The organism is Arthrobacter bambusae, from assembly GCF_022606295.1.
In the GTDB taxonomy this organism is placed as follows: domain Bacteria; phylum Actinomycetota; class Actinomycetes; order Actinomycetales; family Micrococcaceae; genus Arthrobacter; species Arthrobacter bambusae_A.
The window spans coordinates 128612-143168 of record NZ_JAHHZS010000009.1; the positions used below are offsets into that span (position 1 = coordinate 128612).

Annotated in this window: 10 protein-coding genes and 1 pseudogene; 8 read left to right on the forward strand and 3 right to left on the reverse strand. The window is 65.6% G+C overall.

Annotation, left to right across the window (positions count from 1 at the left end; all coding sequences use genetic code 11):
• Nucleotides 1–29: 29 nt before the first annotated feature.
• The gene (locus KNN17_RS08600; RefSeq protein WP_241708326.1) at nt 30–968 is read right to left on the reverse strand and encodes a proteasome assembly chaperone family protein; all 939 of its coding nucleotides are present in this window, start codon (nt 966–968) and stop codon (nt 30–32) included.
• 318 nt (nt 969–1286) lie between these two features.
• Here KNN17_RS08600 and KNN17_RS08605 point away from each other — a divergent pair, with 318 nt between their 5' ends.
• From KNN17_RS08605 to KNN17_RS08625, 5 genes are all read left to right on the forward strand, one after another.
• On the forward strand, nt 1287–2804 hold the full coding sequence (locus KNN17_RS08605; RefSeq protein ID WP_241708327.1) for a leucyl aminopeptidase: 1518 nt from the start codon (nt 1287–1289) through the stop codon (nt 2802–2804).
• 236 nt (nt 2805–3040) lie between these two features.
• A complete protein-coding gene (gene lpdA, locus KNN17_RS08610; RefSeq protein WP_078105532.1) occupies nt 3041–4423 on the forward strand; it encodes a dihydrolipoyl dehydrogenase in 1383 nt (460 codons plus the stop codon).
• Between the two features lie 107 nt (nt 4424–4530).
• Nucleotides 4531–6273 carry a 2-oxoglutarate dehydrogenase, E2 component, dihydrolipoamide succinyltransferase gene (gene sucB / locus KNN17_RS08615; protein ID WP_241708328.1) on the forward strand — a complete coding sequence of 581 codons (1743 nt, stop codon included), beginning with the start codon at nt 4531–4533 and terminating at the stop codon, nt 6271–6273.
• 125 nt (nt 6274–6398) lie between these two features.
• Nucleotides 6399–6770, forward strand: coding sequence for a hypothetical protein (locus tag KNN17_RS08620; RefSeq protein ID WP_078105539.1), 372 nt, complete (start codon nt 6399–6401; stop codon nt 6768–6770).
• A 198-nt stretch (nt 6771–6968) separates the two neighbouring features.
• Complete coding sequence (locus KNN17_RS08625) at nt 6969–7397, forward strand: OsmC family protein (protein ID WP_078105540.1); 429 nt, start codon at nt 6969–6971, stop codon at nt 7395–7397.
• A gap of 76 nt (nt 7398–7473) precedes the next feature.
• Here KNN17_RS08625 and KNN17_RS08630 read toward each other — a convergent pair whose 3' ends face one another.
• A complete protein-coding gene (locus KNN17_RS08630; RefSeq protein ID WP_241708329.1) occupies nt 7474–11028 on the reverse strand; it encodes a S41 family peptidase in 3555 nt (1184 codons plus the stop codon).
• A gap of 83 nt (nt 11029–11111) precedes the next feature.
• On the opposite strand from KNN17_RS08630, the gene KNN17_RS08635 reads away from it, so the two are divergent.
• Nucleotides 11112–12011, forward strand: a complete 900-nt coding sequence (locus tag KNN17_RS08635; RefSeq protein WP_241708330.1) for a TIGR01777 family oxidoreductase — start codon at nt 11112–11114, stop codon at nt 12009–12011.
• A 4-nt stretch (nt 12012–12015) separates the two neighbouring features.
• Here KNN17_RS08635 and KNN17_RS08640 read toward each other — a convergent pair whose 3' ends face one another.
• A complete protein-coding gene (locus KNN17_RS08640) occupies nt 12016–13563 on the reverse strand; it encodes a serine/threonine-protein kinase (protein WP_241708331.1) in 1548 nt (515 codons plus the stop codon).
• 224 nt (nt 13564–13787) lie between these two features.
• Between KNN17_RS08640 and lipB the strand changes: the two genes are divergently transcribed.
• Both lipB and KNN17_RS22525 read left to right on the forward strand, forming a co-directional pair.
• Complete coding sequence (lipB, locus tag KNN17_RS08645; protein WP_241708332.1) at nt 13788–14456, forward strand: lipoyl(octanoyl) transferase LipB; 669 nt, start codon at nt 13788–13790, stop codon at nt 14454–14456.
• A pseudogene (locus KNN17_RS22525) lies at nt 14453–14557 on the forward strand (lipoyl synthase); the annotation flags it as partial. The gene lipB and the pseudogene KNN17_RS22525, both read left to right, overlap by 4 nt.

The following is a 14557-nucleotide window of genomic DNA, read 5'->3' on the forward strand; positions in this document are numbered from 1 at the left end:
ATTATGCCCGGGGCGGCATTAAAGCTGCTTTATGGGCGCGCATCTTTACGTGCGAGATACGCCTCAACCGCCGCTCCCAGGTCCTCGGCGTTGGGGAGTTCGTCGTTCTCGTCGGCGAGCAGGGAACGGCGGACCGTGCCCTCCGCCTTGTCGTCATAGCGGGACTCCAGCTTCGAAACCACCTGCTGGACGTCCTCGGATGCTTCCACTTGTTCGGCGATCTGCCTGCCCACTTCCCTGCCGGCTTCGCGAAGGCGGTCCGTCGGCAGCATGAGGGACGTGGCAGCTCCCAGGTATTCGAGTCCCGCAACCGCTGCAGGCGGGTACTCGGCATCCGCGAGGTAGTGCGGCACGTGGATGACGTACCCGGCCACTTTCCGCCCGGCCTCGCTCAGCCGCAATTCCAGGATGTGGCCAATGGCCGAAGGAACCTCGACAGTCGGCTTCCACGTGGAAATGCCTTCGATGAGTTCCGGGCGGTTCCCGTGCACCGTGACGCCGACCGGCCGGGTGTGTGGAACCGGCATGGGAATGGAATGGATCCAGGTCACCAGGTTGACGTCCAGCTTTTCCACGATCCCGACGACGGCGCGCGCGAAACGCTCCCACTGGAGGTCCGGTTCAAAACCGGCAAGCAGCAGGAACGGCTCGCCCAGCCCGTCGTTCAGCTTGTAAAGCGCCAGCTGGGGGGCCTTGTAGTCCTCCAGGTGGTCTTCGACGAAGCTGATGTGGGGGCGCCGCGTGCGGTAGTCGATGAGCTGGTCGGCGTCGAACACGGCTACCGTTTCGGCGTCGAGCGTATCCAGCAGTTCCCGGTTGATCTGCTGGACCACGTGGCCGGCATCCGCGAAACCCGTGAAGCCCATCAGCATGTTGAGGCCCCTCGTATCCGGGCTGTGGAAGAGCTCGATGTTGCTCGCGTAGAGCGACTCGGGGTCAAGGAGTGAGCCGGAAATCCGTTCAAACACGGCATGTTCCTTTCGCAGTTTCAAATTCTTGGAGGAGCAGGCGGCTGCACGCCGCAGCAGACGCTTCGGCGGCCGGCCACGCTCCATGTATTGGTACAACGCCCCGGAGCGGCCGCGCATTCCTGTCGGCCAATGTGCCGCAACTCTCATTTAATTGCTTTCCCGCGCGGCAGACAGACTACGATCGAGACGTGCCGCCGTGTGCGGACCCAAGCAACCACCGACGTTGTCACAAGCGGACAACCGACGGGTACCAGGGCCGGGCGCCTAACATGCAGCCCGGCCAAGCCATGCAGAGAGAGATGAGGACAAATCCTCGTGGTGAAGACTACAGACATCACCCTTGGCACTATTGCCAAGGACCTGAAGAAGTCGCCCAGCGACGCACTCGTGATAGCCGTCGGGCAGGGGGAAGACGGGCCGGTACTGCTCGGCAACCCGCTGGGGGCGAAGGCCGCGGAGACCCTCGCGGCTTCATTGGGCCTCCTCGGCATCACGGGAGCAGCCGATCAGGTACACCGTCTGCCGGGTCTTCCGGAGACCGGTTCGGGCGTCCTCGTCCTGGCAGGTGTCGGCAAGGTCGCCGACCACGCCCTTCTCGCCGAGGAAACCCTGCGCCGGGCTGCAGGATCCGCAGTCCGCCAACTGGCCGGCTTGTCATCCGTCACGCTTGCCCTCCCGACGGCGTCCCTCGCCGACGTCGCGGCAGTCGCCGAGGGCGCCGTGCTGGGTTCCTACTCCTACACGGAGCACCGTTCCAGCAAGGACGGCCTCAAGGATCCAGTCGGCAAGGTCCTGATCCACACGGCGTTCGACGGCAAGGACGTCCAGCCCGCGCTCGATCGGGCGTTGCTCGTCGGACGCGCGGTCAACAACACCCGCACCTTGGTGAACGAGCCTCCGAGCCACCTTTACCCGGAGTCCTTTGCCGAAGCTGCCAAGGAACTGTCCAAGGGACTGCCCGTCAAGGTCACCGTTTGGGACGAAAAGCGCCTCGAAAAGGACGGCTTCGGCGGAATCCTGGGCGTCGGAAAGGGTTCGACCCGCCAGCCCCGCCTCGTCAAGGTTGAGTATGCCCCGGCCAAGGCCACCAAGAAGATCGCGCTTGTCGGCAAGGGCATCACCTTTGACACGGGCGGGATTTCCATCAAGCCGGCCCTCGGCATGGGCGACATGAAGAGCGACATGGCGGGCGCCGCCGTCGTACTTAACACTGTCCTTGCGGTCGCGGGACTCGGGTTGCCCGTCAAGGTGACCGCGTGGCTCTGCATCGCGGAGAACATGCCCTCAGGTGCTGCACAGCGCCCGGCGGACGTCCTCACCGTGTACGGCGGCAAGACGGTCGAGGTCCTCAACACCGACGCCGAGGGACGCCTCGTCATGGCGGACGGAATCGTCGCGGCCAGCCTCGAACAGCCCGACGCCATCATCGACGTCGCGACCCTGACGGGCGCCCAGCTGATCGCCCTCGGCAACCGCACCGCCGGTGTCATGGGTTCCGACGCCGTCACGGCCGCCCTCAAGTCCGCGGCAGACCGCGCCGGAGAACTCGTCTGGCCGATGCCGCTGCCGGAAGAACTGCGGGCCAGCCTCGAGTCGCAGGTGGCTGACATCGCCAACATCGGCGAACGCCACGGCGGGATGATGACCGCGGCCGTGTTCCTGCGCGAGTTCGTCGGCAAGGACGCCGAGGGCAAGCAGATCCCATGGGCACACGTCGACATCGCCGGGCCGTCCTTCAACAACGGCAGCCCCTACGGCTACACGCCCAAGCAAGGCACCGGCTGCACCGTCAGGACGCTGCTCGCCTACGTCGAAGACGTGCTGGCGGCCTAGGCAGGTCCCCCAAGTGGGGCCGGTTGATGACCGGCCCCACGGCCCGACGTGAGTCTGGCCACAAGCGCCCCACAAAAGCCTCGGCAGGGTGGAGCATGGATAAGTGGTTCGCTAAGGTGAACCACGGTAGTCACAAATGCAAGAGAACTTCGGTGCTGGCATAATCGCGGCAGTACAAGTTCCAAGACCAGATGACGCGTAGTCGCGTGTCATCGCTCACGCGAGGGAGCGTCCTAGTGGCCGATCAGGCAACTGCGCAAGAATTCGACATCCTGGTACTCGGTGGCGGCAGCGGCGGCTACGCCACGGCTCTGCGTGCCGTTCAGCTTGGTTTCACCGTTGGCCTCGTCGAGAAGGGAAAGCTCGGCGGCACCTGCCTGCACAACGGGTGTATCCCCACCAAGGCCCTGCTGCACTCGGCGGAACTGGCCGACCACGCACGGGACTCCGCCAAGTACGGCGTCAACGTCACGTTGGACAGCATCGACATCACGGCCGTGAACGCCTACAAGGACGGAATCGTCGCCGGTAAGTTCAAGGGCCTGCAGGGACTCATCAAGTCCAAGGGCATCACGGTCATCGAAGGCGAAGGAAAGCTGCAGGGCACCGACACCGTCGTCGTAGACGGCACCGCCTACAAGGGCAAGAACATCGTCCTGGCCACGGGTTCCTACTCCCGTTCCTTGCCCGGCCTGGAAATCGGCGGCCGCGTCATCACCTCCGATGAAGCGCTGACCATGGACTACATCCCCAAGAGCGTCATCGTCCTCGGCGGCGGCGTCATCGGCGTCGAGTTCGCTTCCGTGTGGAAGTCCTTCGGCGTCGACGTCACGATCGTTGAAGGCCTCCCCTCCCTCGTTCCCAACGAAGACACCGCCATCGTCAAGAACCTTGAGCGCGCCTTCAAGAAGCGCGGCATCAAGTTCAGCACCGGCGTCTTCTTCCAGGGCGTCGAGCAGGACGACAATGGCGTGAAGGTCACGCTGGTGGACGGCCAGACCTTCGAAGCCGATCTCCTCCTGGTTGCCGTTGGCCGTGGCCCCGTCACCGCCAACCTCGGCTACGAAGAAGCAGGCGTCACCATCGACCGCGGCTTCGTCATCACCAACGAACGCCTGCACACCGGCGTTGGCAACGTCTATGCCGTCGGCGACATCGTCCCTGGCGTCCAGCTGGCGCACCGCGGGTACCAGCAAGGCATCTTCGTCGCCGAAGAGATCGCCGGCCTCAACCCGGTAGTCGTCGAAGACGTGAACATCCCGAAGGTCACCTACTGCGAGCCGGAAATCGCCACCGTTGGGTACACCGAAAAGGGTGCCAAAGAGAAGTTCGGCGAGGACCAGGTCCAGACCCAGGAATACAACCTGGCAGGCAACGGCAAGAGCTCCATCCTGGGCACGGGCGGCATCGTCAAGGTGGTCCGCCAGAAAGACGGCCCGGTGGTCGGTATCCACATGATCGGTTCCCGCATGGGCGAACAGATCGGCGAAGCACAGCTCATCGTCAACTGGGAAGCACACCCTGAGGACGTTGCCCAGTTCATCCACGCACACCCGACGCAGAACGAGGCCATGGGCGAAGTCCACCTCGCGCTGGCAGGAAAGCCGCTCCACGGCTAAGTCTTTACGCAAGACACCCGGTCCTGCGCCCGCACGAACTGCGGGCGCAGGACCCCAGCAGGCAACACTCATCCGCACTAAAGATCAATAAGGAGAACGGGGACGACATGTCTGAATCCGTTAACTTGCCCGCCCTTGGTGAAAGCGTCACCGAAGGCACCGTCACTCGCTGGCTCAAGCAGGTTGGTGACCGAGTGGAAGTCGACGAGCCCCTGCTCGAAGTTTCCACCGACAAAGTAGACACCGAAATCCCGTCTCCTATTGCCGGCATCATCGAAGAAATCCTCGTAGCTGAAGACGAGACCGCCGAAGTCGGCGCTCCCCTGGTTCGGATCGGCAGCGGCAGCAACGGCGCTGCAGCGCCTGCAGCCGCGCCTTCGGAAGAAGCACCGGCAGCCCCCGCACCTGAAGCAGCACCGGCCCCTGAAACAGCACCGGCTCCCGCAGCCGAGGAAGCCCCCGCTCCTGCAGCTGCCCCTGCAGCACCGTCCGGTGAAGCCTCGGGCCACGACGTGACCCTCCCCGCCTTGGGCGAAAGCGTCACCGAAGGCACCGTCACCCGCTGGCTCAAGGCCGTCGGCGACACCGTGGAAGTGGACGAACCGCTCCTCGAGGTCTCCACCGACAAGGTCGACACCGAGATCCCCTCCCCCGTGGCAGGCACCTTGCTCGAGATCCGCGTCAACGAGGACGACACGGCCGAGGTCGGCTCCGTTCTTGCAGTCATCGGCTCCGGCGCCCCCGCCGCGGCGGCACCGGCACCAGCAGCAGCACCGGCTCCCGCCGCAGCAGCACCCGTCGTTGAATCCGTACCGGCACCGGCAGCTCCCGCACCGGCAGCTCCCGCACCCGCAGCACCGGCGGCCGCTCCCGCAGCTCCGGCACCTGTTTCCGCTCCGGCAGCGTCTTCAAGCGAATCCGGCTACGTCACCCCCCTCGTCCGCAAGCTCGCCAATCAGAGCGGTGTCGACATCACCACCGTGACGGGCACCGGCGTCGGCGGCCGTATCCGGAAGCAGGACGTGCTCGCCGCGGCCGATGCCAAGAAGGCAGCAGCCGCCGCCCCCGCCCCGGCAGCCCAGGCAGCCCCCGCCAAGCCTGCTGCCGCCCCTGTCGCGGCATCCTCGCTCCGCGGGACCGTGGAGAAGGCTCCCCGCATCCGCCAGGTCATCGCCCGCCGCATGCGCGAGTCCCTCGAAACCTCAACGCAGCTGACGCAGGTGCACGAGGTCGACATGACAAAGATCGCCAAGCTCCGCCTCAAGGCCAAGGGCTCCTTCGAAGCCCAGAACGGCGTCAAGCTGACCTTCCTGCCGTTCATCGCCAAGGCCGTAGCCGAAGCACTGAAGCAGCACCCCAAGCTGAACGCGGCATACGACGAGGGCAAGCAGGAAATCACCTACCACAACGCGGAACACCTCGCGATTGCGGTGGACACCGACAAGGGCCTCCTGGTCCCGGTTATTTCCGACGCCGGCAACCTGAACCTTGCCGGCCTGGCCGGCAAGATCGCCGACGTCGCCGGCCGTACCCGCCAGGGGAAGATCGGTCCGGACGAGCTGTCCGGCGGTACCTTCAGCATCACCAACATCGGTTCCGTTGGCGCACTGTTCGACACGCCGATCATCAACCAGCCGCAGGTGGGCATCCTGGGCACCGGCGCCATCGTCAAGCGCCCGGTCGTGGTTGCCGACGAGAACGGCGATGACTCGATCGCCGTCCGCTCCATGATGTACCTGTCGCTGACGTACGATCACCGCCTGGTTGACGGTGCCGACGCGGGCCGCTTCCTGCAGACCCTCAAGGCCCGCCTTGAGGAAGGTTCCTTCGAAGCCGACCTGGGCCTCTGATAACAGCCATCACGACGACGGGAAGGTTCCGGCGGGAAACCGCCGGGACCTTCCCGTTTTTCACTCCCGGACATTGTTCCGTGGCTTTGCTACGGCTCGTAGAAGATTCTGGCTAAGCTGGAGCCATGACTATCCTCTTCAACGTCCTGCTGTTCTTGCACATCGTCGGCGCAGCCATGATCGTGGGCTACTGGATCGCCACCTTGAAGCAGCCGACCGTCCACCCGCGCCAGCGGGACGGCGCCTTCGTGCAGCTGATCACCGGTATTGCCATGATGGGTCTCCTGCCCGTGCTCCACAATCAAGATCCGGCCGAATTCGGCGATCCCAACTATTTCAAGCTCGGCATCAAGTTCGCCATCGGCCTCGCAGTTGCCGTGATGGCCGTCATTGGTGCCCGCAAGGTCAAGAAGGGCGAACCAGTCTCCACAGGTTTGGCCCACGGCGTCGGCGGCCTGGCATTGCTCAACATCGCCATCGCCACGATCTGGCAGTGATCCCGTATAGCTGCTGACTCAAGCAAACTTCGCGGCCGCCCGGACCTTCCGTCCGGGCGGCCGTTGCCGCTTAAACCGGGCCAGTCACAATCCTCTGAGAGCGGACAAGCGGTGCGCCGCCGCCGTCGAATCCCTAGGATTGATCCCGGCGGCATCCGGCATCCGGATGCCAATTCGCAACGAGGCTGAGGAGTGGACATGGCTACAACACGCACCGCACACACCGTATGGAACGGCAACCTGATCGAAGGCGCAGGCAACACCACGCTGGACAGCTCCGGACTCGGGACCTTCAACGTCACCTGGAAGGCCCGCGCGGAGTCCGCAGAGGGCAAGACCAGCCCCGAAGAGCTCATTGCCGCCGCACACTCGGCATGCTTCTCGATGGCGTTCAGCAACGGCGTCGCAGGCGCAGGCTTCACGCCGGAAGAGGTCAACACCAAGGCCGACGTCACCTTCCAGCCCGGCGAAGGCATCACGGGCATCCACCTGACCGTGAGCGCACGCATCCCCGGCGTTTCCGAAGAAGAATTCCAGCGCCTCGCCGAAGACGCCAAGCTCAACTGCCCGGTCTCCCAGGCACTCCGGGCAACCCCGATCACGCTGGATGCCACGCTCGCGTCCTAGCGGCAACCCGTCCCAAGCAGCGAAGTCCCCGCCTTTCCTTCCGGAAGGGCGGGGACTTCGTCTTGCGGGCCTCAAGCTAGCCTTGTTGCGGCCTCGCGGGCAACGCAGCCGGGCGGAGCTTGCGGTAGCCTTCGCGCAGCGGTGGCCGGTCCGTGGGTAGTTCCTGGACCATTTCCTTGAGTGCGCCGATCCCGTACTCCAGCTGGGGATCGGTGCCAGCCGCATAAGCGTGGGGCGGGAACACCACCTCGATGTCAGGCTCAACACCGAAGTTCTCCACGCTCCAGCCGATGCCGCCCGAGAACCATGTCGCATAGCGCGGCTGGGTCACGCCGGTGCCGTCTGCCAGGGAGAAACGGTTGTCGATGCCCACGACGCCGCCCCAGGTCCGGGTGCCGATGACCGGTCCGATGCCCCGAAGTTTGGACACCTGCGTGATGATGTCGCCGTCGGAGCCGGCGAATTCGTCTGCGAGGATAATGACCGGTCCGCGCGGGGCGTGCTGGGGGTAGGTTCGCGGCTTTTCGCCGCGCGGCATGCTCCAGCCGGTGACCTTGCGGCCGATCAGTTCGGCCACGAGCTGCGAGGTATGGCCGCCGCGGTTGCGCCGCACGTCGACAATCAACCCGTCCAGCGCGGTCTCGGTGTCGAGATCGCGGTGGAGCTGCGCCCAACCATTGGCCATCATGTCCGGGACATGCAGATAGCCGAACTTTCCGTCCGAGGCCTCGCGCACCGTGCGCCGGTTGGCGTGCACCCATTCCTGGTACCGCAGGCGTTCCTCGTCCTTCACCGGAACAACGGCGATCCGCCGCTGCCGGCCTGCCGCCTCACCGTGCCCGCCTCCGTTGAGGAGGGTCAGTTCCACGGTCCGGCCCGCGGCGCCCACCAGTTGTTTGGCCGGAGTACGGTCCTCGGAGAGCCCGACGCCGTCGATCGCCAGGACAACGTCGCCTACCTTCGCGTCGGCGCCCGGCCGGGTCAGCGGCGAGTTGGCCAGGGGGTCGGAGGAGTCGCCCGCGAGGATGCGTGTGATCTCCCAACCATCTTCCGTGAGATTGAGGTCGGCACCGAGCCTGCCTTGTCCATTGCTCCCGGGTTCGCACACCGCTGCCGGACGCACGTAGGCATGTGACGTGCCGAGCTCGCCGTGCAGTTCCCACAACAGGTCCACCAGGTCGTCGTGCGAGCCCAGGCGTTCGACGACGGGACGGTACCGTGCATGCACCGTATCCCAGTCCTGGCCGGCCATGTCTTCGGTCCAGAAGAAGTCCCGCTGCAGCCGCCATGCTTCGTCGAATGCCTGTCCCCATACAGCCAACGGGTCCATGACCACCCGGATCCGGTTCAGCTCAACCTTGACAAGGTCTCCGGATTCTTCCTCGGCCTTGGCGTCGGACGGGACGGCGATGACCTGCTTGTCGTTGACGAAGACCAGTTTCCGGCCGTCTCCGGACAGCCGGTAGCGCTCGACCTCGGACGCAAGCGTGACTTGCTTCAGCTTCGTAAGGTCGTAACGGACCAAGGCCGGGGCGGGTGCCTTGTCCTGCACCTTGCCACGGCCGTCTCCCGTGACACCTGAAAGCGGGGTGTCTAGCCACAACAATGCTCCGCTGGAGGCCGAAAGCGCCGAGTAGTTGCCCTGCGGTACAGGTACGCCGATGACGCGCAGCGGCAGCCCCTCACGGTCCACGCGGACCGTGACAGTCCCGGCACCATTCCCGGTATCGTCTTTCGCGCCGTCCGCCGCGTCGTTCTTCCCGTCGCGGAGGGCGTCCGCTCCATCTTCGTCCAGCAGGTCCACTACCGGGCCGAAGGGAGACGGAGTGGCTGCAGCGAGTGCCACGAGGTACGGCTTGATGGGGCTGGGGAAGGACAAATCAAAGGCGTGGCCGTCGTAGACGGGATCAAAGCTGCGGTTCGACAGGAACGCCAGGAATTTGCCGTCGGGAGTGAAGGCGGGCGATTCGTCGCAGAAGCGGCCGTCGGTGACCTCCACGATGTCCTGCGCGTTGGCGGTGTTTGCCATGCGCAGCTTGCTCCGCGAACCGAAGGACGTCACAGGTTCGGACCATGCAATCCATTGGGAGTCCGGCGACCATGCGAGGCCGTCGATGCTTCCATCCCCCACGCTGACAAGCAGCGACAGGGCGCCGCTCGCGGTGTCGGCCAGGTAGACGTCCCCGAACGCAGTACCTACGGCAAGCCACCGGCCATCGGGACTGGCTTCGAGGGCGCTGGGACGGGCTGCCCTGGGGAAATCGATCCTCAGGAGATCGCTCTGTGCATCTTCGGCTCCGCTACGTGTGGCGCCAACGGGGGCACCCGCGGGGTCCGCCGACGCGGCGGCGGCGCCCGCGGAAACAGCCCCGGGCTCCGCGTGCAGTTCCGGCTCCCGGACTCCGGACGCCGCGGGCTGACCCGTGATCGCCGACGCCGAGACGGGGCGGGGCAATTGTCCGGCCCCGGCTTCTTCAGCCTCAGGGCTCGCCGGTACGGGGTCCTGGACTGGTGTTTCGACGGCTGGCTGCGAAAAACGCGGCGCGATCCTCTTGATGTACAGGGAGTCGACGCCGTCGTGGTCCGCTACATAGGCGATACGACCGTCGACGAGAGGCCGGGGAAGCCTTGCCCGCACGCCGGGAGTCGCTTCGACCACCCGGGACGGTCCGTCTTTGTGGCGCAGCCAGTGGATGGTTCCGTGGGATTCCACAGCGCTGGCCGAGCCGGCTGCGTTGGGGACGACGTCGCCCACGTGGGCGGCAACTTTGAGGGGTGCCGGCCGGCGTGTCTGGGATGCCGAACCCAAACTGATGTCCAGCCGTACCGCCTCGGCCTCGGCCTCAAGCGTCGGCAGGATCCACAACTCGCCCGCCGATTCGAAGATGACCCGCTTGCCGTCGCTCGCCGCGTGCCGGACGTAGAAGTCCTCGTGATCGGTGTGCCGGCGCAGGTCCGAGCCGTCCGGCTGTACTGAATAGAGGTTTCCGTAACCCTCGTGGTCCGAAAGGAAAGCGATGCGTCCGCCTACCCACAACGGGTCCGCGAGGTTCCCGTTGAGCTCGGGCACCAAGCGGGCGAACTCGCCGTTCCCGTCGGCGTCGATCCACAGTTTTCCGGCGGTGCCGCCACGGTACCGCTTCCACCATGCGGGTTCGCGGGAGAGCACGCTGGAAAGGACAACGGGCCGCTCGTCCCCCACTTCCGGGCCGAAAGCCACCGATTCGACGGGGCCGAACGGAAGCTCGACGGCGGGGCCGCCGTCGAGCGGCAAGGCGTAGGCATGCGTGTGCCGTCCCTCGGCCTGTTCGAAGGCCGAGGTGACCACGACGTCACCCGTGGAGGTGAATCCCTTGACGCGGGTGGTGCCGTGACCGAAGTAGCTCAACTGCCGGTACCCGCCGCCGTCGACATTCGCGGTCACCACCTCGGGAGCGGCCCCGACGATCGTCGTCCAGACGAGCCGCTTTCCGTCCGGGGTGAACCGGGGATTGCGTGCAGGGAGCTGCTGGGCCGAAATCCGCCACGCGCGGCCTCCGGCCACGGGCGCGATCCAAACGTCGTCTTCGGCCACGAAAGTGATCAAATCACCATGCAAATGCGGGAAACGGAAGTAGCTGGAGGAGGTCATTGTTCGATCATAGTCAAAGGAGAAGCGAGCCCTTTGAGGCCTGCCGTAGTGCCGAAGTGATGCTTGCCATGATGTGATGAGGCATGCGAATCGTGATATCGGGTGCTTCAGGATTCATCGGAACCGCCCTCTGCGCGCGTCTTCTCGGCAGCGGGCACGACGTCGTCCGGTTGGTCCGGCGTGCGCCTGCGGGAACAGGCGAGGCATATTGGGATCCGGCCACGGGGCAACTGGATGAGGCGGTGCTCGACGGCGCAGACGCAGTGGTCAACCTTTCCGGGGCGGGTATCGGGGAGCGCCGCTGGACCAAAGCACGCGTGCGCGAGATTATCGACTCACGCCTGCGGACAACAACAACACTCACGACGGCGATGGCACGGCTGGGAACTCCGCCCGGAACGTTTCTGAGCCAGTCCGCATCGGGATACTACGGCTCGTCCCGGCCCGGCCTGCTCCGGGAGGACACGGGGCCAGGCAAGGGCATGCTGGCCACCCTGTGCGTCGATTGGGAAGCCGCCGCCCGCACGGCACCTGCCGGCGTACGAGTGGTGACGCCGCGTACGGGCGTCGTCCTCAGCCCGGACGGCGGAGCGCTGGGGCCACTCCTTCCGTTGTTGAAGATCGGCTTGGGCGGACCTTTGGGAAACGGTCGGCAGTACTGGCCCTGGATTTCCCTGGTGGATGAGGTTTCCGCTTTCGAATACCTGCTCGATTCCTCCCTCGAAGGTCCCGTCAACGTGTGCGCCCCGGAAAGCGCCGACGTCAACGCCATCGTTGCGCAACTGGCGGCTGCCCTGCACCGGCCGGCGTTCCTCCGGGTGCCCGCCCCGGCCCTGCGCCTCGCCCTCGGCAGCCATCTGGCAGAGGAACTTGTGCTGGCCAACCAGCGCATGGAACCGGCGCGGCTGATGGACTCGGGCTTTGCCTGGCAGCATCCCGCGCTGGCGGACGCCGCCCGGTGGGTGGCAAGCGGCGGCAAGTGACCGCCTACGCCTGCCCGGCCAGGATCTCCGTGATCCTCCACGCGTCCCCGCCACGCAGGAGAACCACCCGGAGCTCTTGTGGTTTGCCGGGGGGACGCGAGAGGACAACATTCCCCGAAGCGTCCCGTTCTTCATAGGCGGAGGTTTCCACTGTGACGGCAACAGTTGCCCGGTCCAGGCTGGAAGGTCCCTCCACATTCACGCTAGTCAAGGTCGTGGAAAAGCCCGCGAGAACTACGCCTGCATCGATCAACCCGTCCCTGAGCTTTCCGTCCGAAGCCGCAGCCACCGAGCCCTGCACGTTGACGTGTTCCAGCAGCTCGAACTTCCCCGAACGTAGCGCCATGTCCCGGATCGCCGACAGTCCCCTGATGGCTTCCTCGGGATGTGGTGATCGGATCTGTTCCCGCGCCGCCGCAGGAAGTTCCGCCGCCGACGGGACTTTGTCGAGCACGGCCTCAGGAGTCGAAGCGGAAGCCGGCGGCCCGGCCCCCGGCCCCAGGTCGCCAGCCCGCCAGGCTGTGCCGGCCCACAGCACGGTCACTGCTCCGGCGCCCGCGGCTATCCCGAGGACGAGCACAATGGACGCCACCCGCCGTCGTACGGAAACCCGCACGACAGCCCGCCGTCGCGCCCGGCCTGCCGCCGGCGAACGGTGGCGGCTGAAAAGCGCCGCGATACGGGCGCGCCTTGAGCGGGGATCGGGAGTACGACGCCGGGTCGTCAGTTCAGGGACAACCGTCGCATGTACCGAGGCGGAAAGGTCCACGGCTTCCGGCGCGGCGCTCCTGTAGACGGCAACACCCAAATCGGCGGCGGAAGGCCGCTGCTGCCCGTCGGGATGGAGGCCGGCCTCGATGGCAACGGCCAGGGCGGTGGGGACCGCGGGCACCAGTAATGTCAGGGGCGGCCGGCGGGCCGCCGTGTCGGGAGCGGAACCGGTGAGGCAATACCAGCCAAGGGCGGCGAGGGCGTACGTATCGCGTTGCGGTTGGAGTTCCGCGCTCCCCCGGACAACCGGATCGGGGGCCACGAAGCCCGGAGTTCCCGAGTCCGGGACCCCTAGAGCGTCACCCACGACGCGGGAGATGCCCAAGTCCGAAAGCAGCGGCTTCCCTTGGGCGGTGAACAGCACGTTCCCGGGGGAAATATCGGAATGCGTCATGCCTTGGCCGTGCAGATAAGCCAAGGCCTGCGCGAGGGGCGTCAGGATAGTCACCGTCTCGCCCACGCCAAGACGCCCCCTGCTGGACACCAACTGACCGAGGGATCCCCCGGGGGCGTAATCCATGACCACGCCCACGCCGCCGGCGAAGGATCCTGCCAGCTCAACGACGCCGCGGACCTTGACGAGGTGATCGTGGTCCAGCCGGGACAGGAGCCGCACCTCGCGGAGCATGGATGAGGTCGCCGCGCCTGGAGCCGACGCCTCCGGTTTCCGGCCAAGGCATTTCACGGCGAAATTGCTCCCTGACCGCAGCTCCGTTGCCAGCCACACCGTGGCGCTGCCGCCAGACCCCAACTCGCGGACCGGAACAAAACCCGGGATCACGGGGCCGGAAGGTTCTGTCCCCGAGGAAGGCATATCCCTGCCGTGGTCCTGGCCACTCCCGCCGGGCGAAAAAGTCTCCATACCTCAACAAATACCGGAAATCGCGGATTGCCGCAGAAGTTATCCACAGGCCAGGGGCCGGAGCCTAGCGGGCAAGCCGAGTACGACTGAGAGCTTGGCCACAAAATCACGGCCTGCGCCCGGCGGGGTCTAAGCTAGTCCCCATGACTCTTGAGTTTTTACAGCTGGGTCTTGCCCCGGATTTCGTCGACTACATGCAGGGCTGGGATACCCAGCGCGAACTCCACAACAAGGTTGTTGCCGGCGAGAAACCCAGCACCGTCCTGCTCCTTGAGCATGCCGCGGTCTACACGGCAGGCAAGCTCACGGAGGACCACGAGCGCCCGTTTGACGGCACGCCCGTCGTTCCGGTGGACCGTGGCGGAAAATTGACCTGGCACGGGCCGGGCCAACTCATTGCCTACCCCATCCTCAAGCTGAAGAACCGCGCCGGGATCCGTGACTACGTCGAGCGCCTCGAAGCCGTCATGATCGCGATCATGGAGGACTACGGGATCAAGGCCACGCGGGTCAAAGGCCGGGCGGGAGTCTGGGTCCTCGCCGATGACAAGGGTCCGGACCGCAAGATCGCTGCGATCGGCATCCGTGTCCTGGACGGTGTCACCATGCATGGCGTGGCAATCAACTGCAGCAACGACCTCGCTCCCTACGCGCAGATCATCGCCTGCGGCATCACCGATGCCAGCGTCACCACCATGTCCCTCGAGACTGGCAGGACCATCAATCCGGCCGACATTGCTGAGCGCTTCATCGAAGAGTTCCGCAAGCACGAAGAAGCACTCGTATCCAGCCCCGAAGGAGCACTCCAGTGACCCTGGCACCTGAAGGCCGTAAGCTGCTGCGCGTTGAACAGCGCAACAAAGCCGTCCCGGTCGAACGCAAGCCCGAGTGGATCAAGGCCAAGGTCCAGATG